12 protein-coding genes are annotated in these 16,149 nt (G+C 58.7%); 5 read left to right on the forward strand and 7 right to left on the reverse strand.

The genetic code is table 11. The annotated features are described in order from the left end of the window. The first annotated feature begins 111 nt into the window (after window positions 1–111). On the forward strand, window positions 112–933 hold the full coding sequence (gene mutM, locus PQR62_RS20765; RefSeq protein ID WP_408159930.1) for a bifunctional DNA-formamidopyrimidine glycosylase/DNA-(apurinic or apyrimidinic site) lyase: 822 nt from the start codon (window positions 112–114) through the stop codon (window positions 931–933). Beyond that, entirely contained in the window at window positions 930–2,105 is a 1,176-nt protein-coding gene (mutY, locus tag PQR62_RS20770; RefSeq protein WP_408159931.1) for an A/G-specific adenine glycosylase, read from the forward strand. Before mutM ends, mutY begins: the two co-directional genes overlap by 4 nt. Window positions 2,106–2,248: 143 nt before the next feature. Here mutY and rapZ read toward each other — a convergent pair whose 3' ends face one another. The 6 genes from rapZ to ilvA all read right to left on the reverse strand — a co-directional run bounded on the left by rapZ (window position 2,249) and on the right by ilvA (window position 8,828). Further along, the gene (rapZ, locus tag PQR62_RS20775) at window positions 2,249–3,112 is read right to left on the reverse strand and encodes an RNase adapter RapZ (RefSeq protein ID WP_408159932.1); all 864 of its coding nucleotides are present in this window, start codon (window positions 3,110–3,112) and stop codon (window positions 2,249–2,251) included. 190 nt (window positions 3,113–3,302) lie between these two features. Beyond that, a complete protein-coding gene (gene hprK / locus PQR62_RS20780) occupies window positions 3,303–4,241 on the reverse strand; it encodes an HPr(Ser) kinase/phosphatase (protein ID WP_408159933.1) in 939 nt (312 codons plus the stop codon). Window positions 4,242–4,376: 135 nt separating this feature from the next. Beyond that, window positions 4,377–4,850, reverse strand: a complete 474-nt coding sequence (locus PQR62_RS20785; protein ID WP_408159934.1) for a PTS sugar transporter subunit IIA — start codon at window positions 4,848–4,850, stop codon at window positions 4,377–4,379. 356 nt (window positions 4,851–5,206) lie between these two features. Further along, window positions 5,207–5,755: a hypothetical protein gene (locus PQR62_RS20790; protein ID WP_408159968.1), complete on the reverse strand. Its 549-nt coding sequence runs from the start codon at window positions 5,753–5,755 to the stop codon at window positions 5,207–5,209. A gap of 570 nt (window positions 5,756–6,325) precedes the next feature. Next, a complete protein-coding gene (gene queF / locus PQR62_RS20795) occupies window positions 6,326–7,219 on the reverse strand; it encodes an NADPH-dependent 7-cyano-7-deazaguanine reductase QueF (protein ID WP_408159935.1) in 894 nt (297 codons plus the stop codon). Window positions 7,220–7,301: 82 nt separating this feature from the next. Continuing rightward, window positions 7,302–8,828 carry a threonine ammonia-lyase, biosynthetic gene (gene ilvA, locus PQR62_RS20800; RefSeq protein ID WP_408159936.1) on the reverse strand — a complete coding sequence of 509 codons (1,527 nt, stop codon included), beginning with the start codon at window positions 8,826–8,828 and terminating at the stop codon, window positions 7,302–7,304. Window positions 8,829–9,459: 631 nt separating this feature from the next. Between ilvA and PQR62_RS20805 the strand changes: the two genes are divergently transcribed. Then, complete coding sequence (locus PQR62_RS20805; protein ID WP_408159937.1) at window positions 9,460–9,951, forward strand: YqaA family protein; 492 nt, start codon at window positions 9,460–9,462, stop codon at window positions 9,949–9,951. 106 nt (window positions 9,952–10,057) lie between these two features. Here PQR62_RS20805 and PQR62_RS20810 read toward each other — a convergent pair whose 3' ends face one another. Further along, on the reverse strand, window positions 10,058–10,903 hold the full coding sequence (locus PQR62_RS20810; RefSeq protein WP_408159938.1) for a ZIP family metal transporter: 846 nt from the start codon (window positions 10,901–10,903) through the stop codon (window positions 10,058–10,060). 654 nt (window positions 10,904–11,557) lie between these two features. Between PQR62_RS20810 and PQR62_RS20815 the strand changes: the two genes are divergently transcribed. Together PQR62_RS20815 and PQR62_RS20820 are read left to right on the forward strand one after the other, a co-directional pair. Next, window positions 11,558–15,556 carry a DUF3683 domain-containing protein gene (locus PQR62_RS20815; protein WP_408159939.1) on the forward strand — a complete coding sequence of 1,333 codons (3,999 nt, stop codon included), beginning with the start codon at window positions 11,558–11,560 and terminating at the stop codon, window positions 15,554–15,556. Between the two features lie 83 nt (window positions 15,557–15,639). Beyond that, on the forward strand, window positions 15,640–16,095 hold the full coding sequence (locus PQR62_RS20820; RefSeq protein WP_408159940.1) for an HIT family protein: 456 nt from the start codon (window positions 15,640–15,642) through the stop codon (window positions 16,093–16,095). Window positions 16,096–16,149: the final 54 nt, after the last annotated feature.

Genomic DNA, 16,149 nt, shown 5'->3' on the forward strand with positions numbered 1-16,149 from the left:
TTTGATTTTACGCTGAACCGCGTTACGGGTGCTGTAAGCGAGTGTAAACCATGCGGCAACATCTGTTTTATCATAGTCGCCTTTCCAGTAGACGCGAACCGACGTACTCCGATGCCAGAATTGCCAGAAGTAGAAGTAACCCGCCGCGGTGTGGCGCCCCATCTCGAGGGCCAGATCGTGGTCGGCGTCGTGACCCGGCATGCCGGATTGCGCTGGCCGTTTCCGCCGGAGCTGGCGCAACTGCTGAGCGGCAAGCTGATTCGCAGCACCGGCCGCCGCGGTAAATACCTCCTCATCAATTTCGACCACGGCACGCTGATCGTGCATCTGGGCATGTCCGGCCACCTGCGCATCTTGCCGCCGGGCATCGCGCCGCAGAAGCACGACCACTTCGATCTGCTGGTGGGCTCGCAGGTCATGCGCATGACTGATCCGCGTCGTTTCGGCGCGGTGCTGTGGCATGACGCGCTGGATGGTTCGGTCGAAGAACACATGCTGCTGCGCAGTCTCGGGCTGGAGCCGCTGGAAGACAAATTCTCCGCGCTTGAGCTGTGGCGTCAGACGCGCAAGCGCAGCGCGCCGATCAAGCAGGTGCTGCTGGCCGGCGACATCGTGGTCGGCGTCGGCAATATCTATGCGTCCGAAAGTCTGTTCAAGGCGCGCATCAATCCCAAGACGCCGGCCAACAAGATCAGCCTGGCGCGCTATGAACGTCTGGTCGATGCCATCCGCGAGACGCTGGCCGCTGCCATCGAACAGGGCGGCAGCAGTCTGCGCGACTTCATCGCGGTCAACGGCCAGTCCGGCTATTTTCAGCAAAGTTATTTCGTCTACAACCGCACCGGCCTCGATTGCCGCATTTGCGCCGCGCCGATCCGCCAGATCAAGCAAGGCCAGCGTTCCACCTTTTATTGCGTGAACTGTCAGCGATGAAACGTCTTCTTGATGAAAGTGCGCCGGCAAGCAAGCGCGGACGCAAGAAAGCCGAGAGCAGCGGGGCCGAGACGGCGCTGCTGAGCGAGCAATATCACGACCCGGGTTTTTCGGCCGCCGTCATCGGTTGGCAGAAAAAACATGGCCGGCATAGTTTGCCGTGGCAAAAGACGCAAGATGCCTATCGCGTCTGGCTGTCTGAAATCATGCTGCAGCAGACCCAGGTCAGTGCCGTGATTCCCTATTACGCACGCTTTCTGGATCGTTGCCCCGACGTCGCCAGCCTGGCCGCAGCGCCTTCGGAAGATGTGATGGCCTTGTGGAGCGGGCTGGGCTATTACACGCGGGCGCGCAATCTGCATAAATGCGCGCAGCGGGTGGTGGCCGAGTACGGTGGACGTTTTCCGGACGATCCTGAGCTGCTGGCCGATCTGCCCGGCATAGGTCGTTCGACCGCGGCGGCGATTGCAGCGTTTTCGTATGGCCGGCGCGCGGCGATTCTCGACGGCAACGTCAAGCGTGTTTTTGCGCGCGTGTTCGGCGTGGAGGGGTATCCGGGCGCCAAACCTATCGAAGACAAGCTGTGGCGGCGCGCCGTTGCCTTGCTGCCGGAAACCGATATCGAATCGTATACACAGGGCCTGATGGATCTCGGCGCTACCTTGTGCGTGCGCAGTTCGCCGGCCTGCGGCAAATGTCCTCTGGCGTCGCGCTGCGTGGCGCTGGCGCAGAACCGGGTCAGCGAGCTGCCGGTCCGCAAGCCGAAAAAAGCCGTGCCGGAAAGAGAAACCGTGATGCTGGTGATCGGCCATGACGGTCAGATCTTGCTGGAACAGCGGCCCGACAGCGGCATCTGGGGCGGGCTGCTGTCGCTGCCGGAGCTCGCGGTGTCGGATGCCGATCAGTTCGATGCCGCGGTGGCGACGCTGGTCGAGCCATATGGCGAGATGGAAGCTTGCCGCAAGCTGCAAGCTTTCTCGCATGTCTTTACCCACTTCAAGCTGCATGTCGCGCCGTATCAGATTGCCTTGTCTGCGTGTCGTGCGCGTATCGCGCAGCACGGGCTGATGTGGTATCCGATAGCGCGGCTGGCCGATGCGCCGCTGCCGGCGCCGGTGAAAAAATTATTGTTGGGTGTGTTCCGCACCGACGACCTGCTGACGCATATCTGAGCCGCTACCGCGGCGTGTGTCATTGCGGCATGGACAGCGAGGCAAATAGAAAAACGCTTTGAGCTGGCCGGCTCAAAGCGTTTTTTTTGAGATCAGTCGGACTTCATCGTGATCTAAAGACGGAATGCAGCAGGCTCAATCGATCAATCCAATTGACGATGGCGGCAGATCACCTGATCGGTGGCGCGGAAATGCATGGCCAGTTTTTCCGCCATGTAGACCGAACGATGCTGACCGCCGGTGCAGCCGATGGCCACCGTCACATAGCTTCGGTTGTCATCCTTGAAAGACGGCAGCCACTTGCCGACGAAGTTGCGGATGTCGGCCATCAGATCGGCAACCTCGGGGTAGCTGTCCAAGAAATCGATGACCGGCTGATCGCGTCCGGTCAGCGGTCGCAGATCGCGATCGTAATGCGGATTGGGCAGCATGCGCACATCGAACACCAGATCGGCATCCAGCGGCAGGCCGCTCTTGAAGGCGAAGGATTCGAACAGCAAAGTCAGCGGTGAACGCTCGACTTCCACCAGCCCCTTGATCCAGCTGCGCAATTTGTTGGCGCTGAACTGCGAGGTGTCGACAATTTCCGCCAGATCCTTCAATTCGCCCAGCATGTCGCGCTCGGCGGCGATGCATTCGGTCAGCGTCAGGCGGTCCGCCGGATTGCGTCCCGGCAGCAGCCTGTGCGACAGCGGATGGCTGCGGCGGGTTTCGGAAAAGCGGGTGATCAGAGTTTCGTCGGAGGCGGTCAGGAAGAACACTTTGACTTCATGACCTTCGCCGCGCAGCTGTTCGATGTCGGTGCGCAAAGTCGCTAGTGAATCGGCGCTGCGGGCATCAGTGGCGACGGCCAGCATGCTGGCTCCTTCCTTGATGCGGGTCTCGACCAGCGCGCACAGTAATGAGGGCGGCAGATTGTCGACGCAGAAATAGCCGGCGTCTTCCAGCACATGAAGTGCTACGGATTTGCCGGAGCCGGAGATGCCCGTGATCAGTACGATTTTCATGTGCCCAATGATAACGTATGAATTCAGACTGTCAGCGCGGAATCATTACTATTCCAGCACCGGCTTACATTGCGCTGAGTGCGCGGGATCGGCAGTTGCAGCCGCAATTCTTAGCGTGTGAGAAATTTAATTTTCGCTTCTTTCTTTACATCCACCGCGCCGGCTTGCCGTTTTTGTATTACTCTTCATATCACTCGCCGTTCATGGCCTTGCGCTGACGCTCAATGAATTCCTTGAGCGTATCGATACCGCGCAATTGCAGAATGGTGTTGCGTACTGCGGCTTCCAGCAGCACCGCGATATTGCGGCCGGCCGCCACAGGAATCACCACTTTGCGGATCGGCAAGCCCAGCACTTCTTCGTATTGCGCATCCAGCGGCAGGCGCTCGTAATTTTCTTCCAGCGTGCTGCGGCGGACCAGATGCACGATCAGCTTCAGGCGCATCTTGCGGCGCACCGCGGTCTCGCCGAAGATGGCCTTGATGTCGAGCAGGCCGAGGCCGCGCACTTCCAGCAAATTCTGCAGCAGCGAAGGGCAACGCCCCTCGATCATGTTGGGCGCGATGCGCGCGAATTCGACCGCATCATCGGCCACCAGGCCGTGACTGCGCGAGATCAGTTCCAGACCCAGTTCGCTCTTGCCCAGACCGGATTCGCCGGTGATCAGCACGCCGACGCCGAGCACGTCCATGAACACGCCATGCATGGTGATTTGCTGCGCCAGTTTCTTGGACAGATACACGCGCAGATAATCGATCACCTGCGCCGCCGGCAAGGGCGTGGAAAACAGCGGGATATTCTTTTCGTCGCAGATCGTCAGGATGTCCGCCGGCGTCGACAGGCCTTGCGCAATGATGAAGGCGGGCGGCTCGCCGGCCACCAGTTCAGCGGTCTGATAAGCGCGTGAGGTATTCGAGAGCCGCTGGTAATACTCGGTTTCCTGATGGCCGAACACCTGGATGCGGCCGGGGTGGATGAGATTCAGGTGGCCGACCTGATCGGCGGCGGAAACGGCATCGCCGGAAATCAGGCGCTCGCCGCCTGGGAAACCGGCAAACCAGCCCAATTGCAAGGACTCGCGATTTTCTTCGTAGAGCTGCTGTATCGACAACGCAGAATAATTGGGCATGTAAATCCGATCCGTCTTGACGAAAATGTTCAGGCTGCTGATGGTGAGCCGCCGCGGAGCAGGGCAGGTCGATGTGATGCGTGTGAGGCGAAAAGGCCGGGCGCCTCAAGCTGGCACCTCAGCTTGCGTCCGGTCTCAGCCGGCTTTCTCCAGTGAAGGCTGCCAGGTCACGATGCGCGAATAGACGGCGGCGGGATCGGTTTCGGTGGCCAGCACGGTGCGGAAGGCATCGTCCGAAAACATCTGCGCGATTTCCGACAGGATCTCAAGATGCTGCTGGGTGACGTTGTCCGGGATCAGCAAGAAGATCAACAGTTTGACCGGTTGACCGTCCGGCGATTCGAAGGGAATCGGCTCGGCCAGACGCATGAACAGCGCCAGCGGCGCTTTCAGTCCTTTGATGCGGCCGTGCGGAACGGCTACGCCATGGCCCAATCCCGTGGAACCCAGGCGTTCGCGTGCGAACAGGTTTTCAGAAACAGTAGAGCGGGCTACCCCGCTATTGTTTTCGAAAGTCAGTCCGGCTTGTTCGAACGCTCTTTTTTTGCTGGAGACTTCCAGATCCAGAACCACATTTTCCGGAGACAGGATTTTTGCAAGATTTGTCATGACGCTTGAAGAAATGCACACGGGTGAGGCTTTTGAACAGGATTATAGGCCTGTTTGGCGGCCCGGCAACGGATTGAAATCAAGGAACAGACGCAAAAAACAGCCGGAATGCTGCGATTTGAGGCCGGACAGAGACCGTGTTGCCGCTGAAGCTGGATGGAATCGAGGGTGGAGATGTACGCCGGTGAAGGGCCGGCGCCAGATTGCAGGTCGCCGATATCCTGGCGTTGCCTGAAACATTGTTCGAATGTCACACCGACAGGCGTCGGCTGCGATTCTGATTTCAATGCGGCAAGATATCGGCGCTTTCTCTGCCGGCGGGCCTGCAAAATGCGTTCAGGCCCGTCGCGCGAGACTTACATTTCGATGCGGCCGAATACCAGCAGCACGTCGCCGTTGTTCTTGTTCGACGACAGACGTGGCACATAGGCGAACATCACCTTGGCCTTTTTGGTGCCGATCGATGCCAGCGGCAGCGGCACCGGGAAGGGCACGCCGCCGAAATAATCCTGACGGCTCATCAGCATGGCGGTGCCGCCGATGCCGAGTTCGAGTGGTGTATGGCCGATCGGAAATACCCATTCGTAAGCATAGCCGGCCATGATCTGCGGATGGCGGTGCGAATCCTTGATCACGAAACCGTAAAGCGATTCATCGTTGCCGCGCTCATTGCGCATGGTCTTGCCGAAGCCGAGACCCCAGGCGTGTTCATTCAGTTCGTTCAGCTTTTCACGCGTATAGGTGCTGCGGCCATGGTGGGCCCAGCCGGAGATATAGATCGCGTCATCGCCCTTGTCCCAGATTTCCGAGGCATGATTCTTGGTTTCTTGCCACAGGCTGTAGTCTTCCGCATGCGCCTTGCCGGCCAGTCCTCCGTATAGCGCCAGGCCCAGTGCTGCAGCCATGAAACCGGTGCCGGCACGTTGCGCGAGCAGTCCGACATAATGCTGAGCGGGATGTGTAGTGATTGCGTCAATGCCATTGACGCCGGAGATATGGGAGTGAGCCGGGCCTGCATTCAAGGCTTGGGAATGCAGCGGCAAAGAGCGAGGGGCGAATTGATATTTGTTCATGTTGTTATGTACAGAGCAGTGGATTTTGGGGCTAATGTCTCGCGCAATGAGGACGTTCGAACACATGCGTGAAACTTGGCAATCTTCTTGTGCCAACAGACTAAAGACGCGATTGTTAAGAAAAAATTCCCTTTCGTCGATGGTGAGCTCGCTTATTTAAGCAGGCAAATTGTTGCGAAATATTGTGGTTGTAAAGCGGAATATTTCAGATGGTAAAGAGGCTGAAGGTATTTTCAAGATGCTCGCCACAATGACAGGCCGATCATTGCCTTCGCGGGAGCGCTTCAAAGTGTAATGAAAAGTACAAGAAAAATGCCTGCCGCCTGCGCCGATGAAAAGCCGGGCGCAGACAACTCTGGTAACAATTTCTTGAATTTTATTGACCTGCTCTATTGCAGTGAATTACTGGCGCGCATTGCGCAATTGCGAGGGCGGCGTGGCGCTGGAGAAATTGCTGCGCCATGGATTGATGTCCAGTCCGCCGCGCCGCGTGTAGCGCGCATAGACCGCCAGTTTCTGAGGTTTGCACTGGCGCTGGATATCGACAAAGATGCGCTCCACGCATTGCTCGTGAAACTCATTGTGCTCGCGAAAGCCGATCAGATATTGCAGTAGCCGTTCCTGATCGATGGGGGCGCCGACGTAGTGAATCTGCACGCTGCCCCAGTCCGGCTGGCCGGTCACCGGGCAATTCGATTTGAGCAGATGCGAGACGAAAGTTTCTTCCACCGTCGCGTCGCTATGATTGGCGCGCAGCAAGGAGGCGTCGGGGTGTCCGCCGGCCACCACTTCGATATCCAGACGATCCAGCAGCAGGCCGCTCAGTTCGCCGAATTTCACTGAACCGAATTGCCCCGGCTCCGTCAGTGAGACCTGCACGCTGCCGCCGGCGGCAGACGACAAATCCTTGCGCATGGTGGCCATCAATTCCTGCACGTCGGCGATGCGCGCCTGATTGAAGGAATTGAGATATAGCTTGAACGACTTCGACTCGATGATATTGGGCGCATCGGCCGGCACGATGAAGGTCGCGATGGCGATCTGCGGTTTGCCGCGCAGGTTCAGCCACGAGATTTCATAGGCGGTCCAGATGTCGATGCCGAAGAAGGGCAGCGTGCCGTGAATGCCGAGCTCTGCGCGCTTGTCCTGGCGCGGAATCGGAAACAGCAGCGAAGGATCGTAGGCATCCGGATAGGCCGAGGATTTGCCCAGCGGCGAATTTTCCGGCGCATGGCCGATGGCGCTGGCAGCGTCCGGCGCTGTCTGATTTGGCGTGGACGGGGTGGGCTTGTCCATAATATTTCCTGAATCGATAGTAACGGGTCTTCAGCAGGTGCTTGCGATGCAACCGGCGGCGGCGCGCACCGCAAGTGCTGCCTCAGCCCAGGAACAGCTTGTACAAAGGATTTTCGGTCTCGTCCCAATGACGATAACCGAGCTGTGCGAGGAATTCGCGGAAGGTCTTCATTTCCTTCTTCGGCACCTGAATGCCGACCAGAATGCGACCGACATCGCCGCCCTGATTGCGGTAATGGAACAGGCTGATATTCCAGTTCGGATTCATGTTGCTCAGGAAGCGCATCAGCGCGCCCGGGCGTTCCGGGAACTCGAAGCGATACAGTAATTCGTTTTCTGCCAGCGCGCTCTTGCCGCCGACCAAATGGCGGATGTGCACCTTGGCCAGTTCGTCGTGCGTCAGATCCAGTACGCCGAATCCGCTCTTCTCGAAATTGCGTGCGATCTTGGCCGTTTCATCGGCATTGCTGATCTGCACGCCGACGAAGACGTGCGCGGCCTTGGCGTCGCTGATGCGATAGTTGAATTCGGTGACGTTGCGCGGGCCGACGGTTTCGCAGAAGCGTTTGAAGCTGCCGCGTTCTTCCGGGATCGTCACGGCGAACACCGCTTCGCGCGCTTCGCCGACGTCTGCCATTTCGGCCACGAAACGCAGGCGGTCGAAGTTCATGTTGGCGCCGCAGGCAATCGCCACCAGCGATTCATTCCTGATCGGCTTCTTGCCGAGTTTGGCGCGTTCGACGTAAGCCTTGGCGCCGGCAATCGCCAGCGCGCCAGCCGGCTCGACGATGCTGCGCGTATCCTGAAACACATCCTTGATCGCCGTGCACACGGCATCGGTGTCGACGATGATGATGTCGTCCACATATTTCTTGGTGAGGCGGAAGGTCTCTTCGCCCACCAGTTTCACTGCGGTGCCGTCGGAGAACAGGCCGACGTCGGGCAGCGTGATGCGACGACCGGCCTTGATGCTGCGCGCCATGGCATCGGAATCCCTGGTCTGCACGCCGATGATCTTGATGTCCGGGCGTACCGCCTTGACATACGCCGCCACGCCCGAGATCAGGCCGCCGCCGCCGATGGCGACGAAGATGGCGTGAATCGGCGCCGAGTGCTGGCGCAGGATTTCCATGCCGACGGTGCCCTGGCCGGCGATCACGTAAGGGTCGTCGAAAGGGTGGACGAAGGTCAGCTTCTGTTTCTTTTCCAGTATCAGCGCGTGGCCGTAGGCATCGGTGAAGGAGTCTCCGAACAGCACCACTTCGCCGCCGCGCGCCTTGACGGCATCGATCTTGACCTGCGGCGTGGTGGTCGGCATCACGATCACGGCGCGGCAACCGAGCTTGGCGGCGGACAAGGCCACGCCCTGCGCGTGGTTGCCCGCCGAGGCGCAGATCACGCCGCGCTTGAGTTGTGCCGGCGTCAGATGCGCCATCTTGTTGTAGGCGCCGCGCAGCTTGAAACTGAACACGCTCTGCATGTCTTCGCGCTTGAAGTAAATGCGATTATCAATCCGTTGCGACAGTGTATTGGCCAACTCCAGCGGTGTTTCCTGGGCGACGTCGTAGACCCGGGCGGTCAGGATTTTTTGCAGATAATCGTTACTCATTGGCGTTACTCATTTCAGTCATGAAGAATGGCGTTTAAGCACAGTCGGAATTAAAAGTGAATGAAATCCGGCAAGCCGGAGGGAAAGCGCATATCGTCCGCGGCGCTGCATGCCGCCGGTGATCTGTCTGGTTTCTGCCGTCGCTGAGCTACGCCGACGGGTGCGGACGCGTGTGAGCGTTTGCAGCCGTACAGATCGGTTTGAAGCTGATTGCAGGACGTGCAGAACTCAGCATTATAAAGGAGCCGCTTTGCCTGAGACCTGCGGCGGGCGGATAGGGTTTATTGCTTTGTCCTTATCGGCACCCGCCGCTGTCAGCAGGTGAAGGTTCTTCGCGAAGCCGGCTATGGTGGTTTTCGTATCAATGATGCTGCCAGGCATTCTTGACTGGATTGTTCTGGCGCTTGGCCATGCTCCGATCTCGGATCGATCAATGATGGCGTGATGGCAAAAGCGCTGAGTCTCGATGCAGCTTGAGATCTGATGTTTCGGCATCAGCTAGGGGATTCCGCCGATCCTGCCGCACCAGGCGAGGAAGCGCCCGATGTGATTTTTTTGCCAACTTTGGCTGCGCTTGCATTATTCTCCAGCCTGCTCCGCTTTCTTCACCCACCTTTTCCACTTATTGCGCATGATTGAATCCGCCGTTCTCTGGCTTTTGAGTGTCCTCGCCGTGCCCAGTGTTGGCCTGTCCTCGGTGTTTCTCATCAGTTTCATTTCCGCCACATTATTGCCGCTCGGATCCGAGCCGGCGGTGTTTGCCGTGATCAAGGCCAATGCCGACATGTTCTGGCCGGTGATTCTGGTCGCGACTGTGGGCAACACTTTGGGTGGGGCAGTCGATTACTGGATGGGCTACGGCGCCAAGCAGGCTTTTGCCAAGGAGCGGTCTTCGCGCTGGTTTCACTGGCTGGAGAAATTCGGTCCCAAGACCATGTTGCTGTCCTGGCTGCCGGGGATCGGCGATCCCATCTGCACGCTGGCCGGCTGGCTCAAGCTGCCGTTCTGGCCTTCGCTGATGTACATGGCGATCGGCAAGTTCGTGCGCTACATCCTGATGACCTGGTTGCTGCTGAATGTGCCGGACGGGTTCTGGCATCGCGTGGCGGATATGCTGGGTTAATCCTGGGGCGCCTTGCCGGCATAACGGCAGTTGGTTTTTGTGGCAGCAGCTTGAATGAAAAGAGCCGACCTTAATGCGTCGGCTCTTTTTTTATTTACTATCCGTATCAGCCGAGCAGCACGTCCAGCAGCATCATGGTCACGAAACCCGCCAGCAAGCCGAGTGTGGCCTGCGATTCATGCCCCTGCCGATGCGATTCAGGGATCACTTCATGGCTGATCACGAACAGCATGGCACCGCCGGCGCCGGCCAGCGCCCAGGGCAGGGCGGTGGCCGACACGCCAGTGGCAAGTGCGCCCAGCACGCCGCCGATCGGCTCCACCATGCCGGACAGGATGCCGGCTGCAGCCGATTTCCAGGCCGAGTATCCCAGCGTGCGCAAGGCCAGCGCCACGACCAGACCTTCCGGAATATCTTGAATCCCGATGCCGGTCGCCAGCGCGACGGCTTTGCCTACGTCTTCACCGCCGAAGCCGACGCCGATGGCCAGACCTTCGGGGAAGTTGTGGATAGTCACCGCCATCACGAACAGCCAGATGCGGCTGGTGCGGGCCGCGCTTACGCGGTCGCTGGCCATCGCCAGAAAATGCTGATGCGGGATCAGATGATTCAGCGCCAGCACGAACAGTCCGCCGAGCATGATGCCGGTCGCCGCCAGAAACACCGAAGCGCTCTTGCCGTAGCCGATGCTCTGGGCCGCATTCATGGCCGGAATGATCAGGGAAAAAACGCTGGCCGCCAGCATCACGCCGCCGCCATAGCCGAGCATCACATCCTGCGCCTTGACCGAAATGCGGCGCGTGAAAAACACGCCCAGCGCGCCGAGCGCGGTCAGGCCGGCAGCAGCGGACGAGGCCAGCAGTGCCTGCCAGACGCGCGGATTGGCCGCGAAGTAGGTATGCAGGCTTTCGTAAGATTTGAAGACCAGGAATGCGAGCGCCACCACAATCATGAAGATCTGGCGCGGTTTCAGGTTCAGCGTGAGGCTGTCTCCGAGCCCGGGCGCGTCAGTGTCTTTGGTTTGAGATGGCGGTCCTTCCCGATCGGAAGAGGCGGCGGAGGGGCTTGAGTGTGACGAGAAATTTTTATTCAACTGGGCCGGTATCATGGCAGTCTCCCTGACGGATGCTGTGATCAATTCCAATGATCCACAACAAAAACGTGATCAAAACTACCGACGGCATGTGGATGACGAATGGTTCGGTATTTCTGATCGGCTTCTACGCCTTGCATTGCGCGTAATCGGCCAGGGTGATGGCTAGATTTTCCAAGAATTCGGTAATCAGACTTTGCAACATAACATTCTCCGCTAATTAAAGGGGCAACAGCCCTACTGATGAAGTGGAGTATAGTTTTTTATAATCAAAATATAAAAATTGATTGTTTTTATTGATTTAATTGTTTTTTGCTATGCGCTCCAGGCGTGCATGCGCTTGTGAAATTAAATGCTGTTCTGCAATAAATCGCGATTCAAGGCCGAATCTGTTGATATCTTGATGCGAAAAATACTCATTTCGCATGTCCCGCCAAAACCAGGGGCTTTCCCTCGCGTCTCTCTGCAATAGGCTAAAATGCACATCCGGCAGCAGATTTTTTCTTTATATTGATGAACGCCCCCGCACATATCCAGGCTTTGCTCACAGACGCGCCCCACGGCGCCCCCACACGCTTGCGTGAAATTCCGTACAACTACACCTCGTTCTCCGACCGTGAGATCGTGATCCGGTTGTTGGGGGAAGCGTCCTGGTCTCTGCTGGACGAACTGCGTGGCAAGCGCCAGACCGGTCGTTCTGCACGCATGCTGTATGAAGTCCTGGGCGACATCTGGGTGGTGCGTCGCAATCCCTATCTGCAGGACGATTTGCTGGACAATCCCAAGCGCCGCGCGGCGCTGATTGAAGCGCTGAACCACCGCCTGAGCGAGGTCGACAAGCGGCGCATCGACGTCAAGCAATCCGAACTGAACGACGCCGACGCCACACGTCGCAGCGCCAGCGTGGAAGCGCTGATCAAGGCTGCACGCAAGGCCATCGCCGATTTCGCCGAAGAATTCCGCAGCACCTACGATCTGCGCAAGCGCGCGACCAAGGTGCTGGGCCGTTACACGGCCAAAGACAATATCAAGTTCGACGGCCTGTCGCGTGTCTCGCATGTGACCGACGCCACCGACTGGCGCGTCGAGTACCCCTTCGTCGTGCTGACGCCCGACACCGAAGACGAAATGGCCGGACTGGTCAAAGCGTGTATCGAACTCGGTCTGACCATCATTCCGCGCGGCGGCGGCACCGGTTACACCGGCGGCGCGATTCCGCTGACGCCGATGTCGGCCGTCATCAATACCGAAAAGCTGGAGCAGCTGGGTGCGGTCGAGATGGAAGTCTTGCCCGGCCTCGAAACCCCTTACGCCACGATTTACTCGGGCGCCGGCGTGGTTACCAAGCGCGTCTCCGACGCCGCTGAAAAGGCCGGCTTCGTGTTCGCGGTGGATCCGACTTCGGCTGAAGCTTCGTGCATCGGCGGCAATGTCGCGATGAACGCCGGCGGCAAAAAGGCTGTGTTGTGGGGCACTGCGCTCGACAATCTGGCCAGCTGGCGCATGGTTGATCCGCAAGGCGACTGGCTGGAAGTCACGCGCCTCGATCACAACCTCGGCAAGATTCATGATGTCGCACTGGCGCGCTTCAAACTGGAGTGGTCGCATCCCGGCGAAAAGGGCCAGAAGACCGAAGTCTTCAAGACCGAAATTCTGGAAATCGCCGGCCGCAAATTCCGCAAGGAAGGTCTGGGCAAGGATGTGACCGACAAATTCCTGGCAGGCTTGCCGGGTATCCAGAAAGAAGGCTGCGATGGCCTGATCACGTCGGCGCGCTGGATTCTGCACAAGATGCCGAAGCAGACGCGCACCGTCTGCCTGGAGTTCTTTGGCCAGGCGCGCGATGCGATTCCATCGATCGTTGAGATCAAGGATTTCCTGGACGCCGAAACCAAGCGCGGCGGCGCCATTCTTGCCGGTCTGGAACATCTGGACGAGCGCTATCTGCGCGCGGTCGGCTATGCCACCAAATCCAAGCGCGGCGTGCTGCCTAAGATGGTGCTGATCGGCGATATCGTCGGCGACGATGAAAATGCCGTAGCGCAAGCCGCTTCAGAAGTGATCCGCATGGCCAACAATCGCGTCGGCGAAGGCTTCGTCGCGATCAGCCCGGAAGCGCGCAAGAAGTTCTGGCTGGATCGCTCGCGTACGGCGGCGATCGCCAAGCACACCAACGCCTTCAAGATCAATGAAGACGTGGTGATCCCGCTCAACCGCATGGGCGAATACACCGACGGCATCGAGCGCATCAATATCGAGCTGTCGATCAAGAACAAGCTGCAATTCCTGGCCGAGCTGGAAAACTTTTTCCTCAAGGGCAATCTGCCGCTGGGCAAGAGCGATGATGCCGAGGGTGAAGAGATCCCCGCAGCGGAAATGCTGGAAGACCGCGTGCATCAAGGCTGCGAGCTGATCGAGAAGGTGCATGCGCGTTGGTCCTACATCCTGAGCAATCTGGACAAGCCGCTGCATGCAGCCAAGGACGAAATGGCGGCACTGGGGCTGGACAAGCTGTTGCCGGTGTTCGAGCATCGCCTGCTGGAGCAGCCCGACGCCAGCGTTTTCCACGTGGTGCAGGACCGCACCGTGCGCGTGACCTGGAAGCAGGAAGTGCGCGCGCATCTGCGTCAGATTTTCAGCGGCGCTGCATTCAAGCCCATCCTCGAAGAGTGCACCGCGATTCACAAGCGCGTGCTGCGCGGCCGCGTGTTCGTGGCGCTGCACATGCACGCCGGCGACGGCAACGTGCACACCAATTTGCCGGTCAATTCCGATCACTACGAAATGCTGCAGGACGCTCACCAGGCGGTAGCCCGCATCATGACGCTGGCGCGTTCGCTGGACGGCGTGATTTCGGGCGAGCACGGCATCGGCATCACCAAGCTGGAATTTCTGACCGAAGAAGAGATCGGTGAATTCCGCGAGTACAAAAAGCGCGTCGATCCGGAAGGCCGTTTCAACAAGGGCAAGTTGCTGAACCTGCCGGGTATGGAAGCCGACTTGTCGAATGCCTACACGCCTTCCTTCGGTCTGATGGGGCACGAGTCGCTGATCATGCAGCAAAGCGATATCGGCGCCATCGCCAACAGCGTCAAGGATTGTCTGCGTTGCGGCAAGTGCAAACCGGTGTGCTCGACCCACGTGCCGCGCGCGAATCTGCTGTATTCGCCGCGCAATAAAATTCTGGCGACTTCGCTGCTGGTCGAGGCCTTCCTGTATGAGGAGCAGACCCGCCGCGGCGTCTCGATCAAGCATTGGGAAGAGTTCGAAGACGTGGCCGATCACTGCACCGTCTGCCACAAATGCGTGACGCCTTGCCCGGTCGACATCGATTTCGGCGACGTCTCGATGAACATGCGCAATCTGCTGCGCAAGATGGGCAAGAAGTCGTTCAATCCCGGCACGACCGCCGCGATGTTCTTCCTGAACGCCAAGGATCCGGCCACCATCAATGCCACGCGCAAAGTGATGACCGACTGGGGCTTCAAGGCGCAGCGTCTGGGTAATGACATCCTGAAGAAGTTCGCCAGGAAGCAGACCAAGAAACCGGCAGCGACGGTCGGCAAGGCGCCGATCAAGGAACAGGTGATTCACTTCATCAACAAGAAGATGCCTGGCAATCTGCCGAAGAAAACTGCGCGCGCACTGCTGGATATCGAAGACGACAAGATCGTGCCTATCATCCGCAATCCCAAGACCACCACGGCCGACACGGAAGCGGTGTTCTATTTCCCGGGTTGCGGTTCGGAGCGTCTGTTCTCGCAGGTCGGTCTGGCCACGCAGGCGATGCTGTGGAATGTCGGCGTGCAGACCGTCTTGCCGCCAGGCTATCTGTGCTGCGGTTATCCGCAACGCGGCAGCGGCGATTTCGACAAGGCAGAGAAGATCATTACCGACAATCGCGTGCTGTTCCATCGCATGGCGAACACGCTGAACTACCTCGACATCAAGACCGTCGTGGTGTCCTGCGGTACTTGCTACGATCAGTTGCAGGGTTATGAATTCGAGAAGATTTTCCCGGGTTGCCGCATCATCGACATCCACGAATATCTGCTGGAAAAAGGCGTGCGTCTGGAAGGCGTGAGCGGTACCCGCTACATGTATCACGATCCTTGCCACAGCCCGATGAAGTTGCAGGATCCGATGAAGACCGTGAATTCGCTGATCACCACCATCGACGCGCAGAAGATCGAGAAGAATGATCGCTGCTGCGGCGAGTCGGGCACCTTCGGCGTCAGCCGTCCGGATGTTTCGACCCAGGTGCGCTTCCGCAAGGAAGAAGAAATGCGCAAGGGCGCCGACAAGGTGCGCGCCGACGGTTTCACCGGCGACGTCAAGATCCTGACGTCGTGCCCATCGTGCTTCCAGGGCCTGTCGCGCTACAACGAAGACTCCGGCACCACCGCCGACTACATCGTGGTCGAAATGGCCAAGCATCTGCTGGGAGAAAACTGGATGCCGGAATACGTGGAACGCGCCAACAACGGCGGTATCGAACGCGTGCTGGTGTAAGCAGACCACTCATCCTGCCGGTCATGCACGCCATGCTGCATTCATGACCGGCACGGACCGCGCTGACAAGATCGGATAATGACATGAGCGAAACCCTGAACAATTCCTGTGAACTGTGCACCGGCGAAGGCGGCGAGGTGATCTGGCGTCATCCGCAATACCGCGTGGTGCTGGTCGATGAGCCTTCTTTTCCAGGCTTTTGCCGCGTGATCTGGAACGGCCATGTCAAGGAAATGAGCGATCTGGCTGCCAACGATCGCACTCTGATCGCCAACGCCGTATGGGCGGTCGAAGCTGCGATGCGCGAAGTCATGCAGCCGGAGAAAGTCAATCTGGCGACGCTGGGCAACATGACGCCGCATGTGCATTGGCATGTCATTCCACGTTATCTCGACGATACCCATTTCCCCAGCCCGGTCTGGGCCGAAGCGCGGCGTCCGGCAGATGAGGCCGCGCTGGCGCAGCGTCGCGGTCTGTTGCCGCAATTGCGCGAAGCCGTCAATCGACATCTGATGCTGGCGGGTTTGCAGGTCGGCTGAGTCGGCCCGACGTAATTCTGCTTCATCTGCAGCGCCCGTTCAGCTAACCCCGGC

Origin of the sequence: Herbaspirillum lusitanum (assembly GCF_046025995.1) — a bacterium.
Taxonomy (GTDB): domain Bacteria; phylum Pseudomonadota; class Gammaproteobacteria; order Burkholderiales; family Burkholderiaceae_D; genus Herbaspirillum; species Herbaspirillum lusitanum_A.

What these genes read in the sequence shown, in the direction of transcription:
- rapZ (WP_408159932.1), bottom strand. Translation starts at nt 3,112, where the DNA reads ATGAAAATCGTACTGATCACGGGCATCTCCGGCTCCGGCAAATCCGTA.
- queF (WP_408159935.1), bottom strand. Translation starts at nt 7,219, where the DNA reads ATGGACAAGCCCACCCCGTCCACGCCAAATCAGACAGCGCCGGACGCT.
- PQR62_RS20790 (WP_408159968.1), bottom strand. Translation starts at nt 5,755, where the DNA reads ATGGCTGCAGCACTGGGCCTGGCGCTATACGGAGGACTGGCCGGCAAG.
- PQR62_RS20815 (WP_408159939.1), top strand. Translation starts at nt 11,558, where the DNA reads ATGAACGCCCCCGCACATATCCAGGCTTTGCTCACAGACGCGCCCCAC.
- PQR62_RS20785 (WP_408159934.1), bottom strand. Translation starts at nt 4,850, where the DNA reads ATGACAAATCTTGCAAAAATCCTGTCTCCGGAAAATGTGGTTCTGGAT.
- mutM (WP_408159930.1), top strand. Translation starts at nt 112, where the DNA reads ATGCCAGAATTGCCAGAAGTAGAAGTAACCCGCCGCGGTGTGGCGCCC.
- hprK (WP_408159933.1), bottom strand. Translation starts at nt 4,241, where the DNA reads ATGCCCAATTATTCTGCGTTGTCGATACAGCAGCTCTACGAAGAAAAT.
- mutY (WP_408159931.1), top strand. Translation starts at nt 930, where the DNA reads ATGAAACGTCTTCTTGATGAAAGTGCGCCGGCAAGCAAGCGCGGACGC.
- PQR62_RS20810 (WP_408159938.1), bottom strand. Translation starts at nt 10,903, where the DNA reads ATGATTGTGGTGGCGCTCGCATTCCTGGTCTTCAAATCTTACGAAAGC.
- ilvA (WP_408159936.1), bottom strand. Translation starts at nt 8,828, where the DNA reads ATGAGTAACGATTATCTGCAAAAAATCCTGACCGCCCGGGTCTACGAC.
- PQR62_RS20820 (WP_408159940.1), top strand. Translation starts at nt 15,640, where the DNA reads ATGAGCGAAACCCTGAACAATTCCTGTGAACTGTGCACCGGCGAAGGC.
- PQR62_RS20805 (WP_408159937.1), top strand. Translation starts at nt 9,460, where the DNA reads ATGATTGAATCCGCCGTTCTCTGGCTTTTGAGTGTCCTCGCCGTGCCC.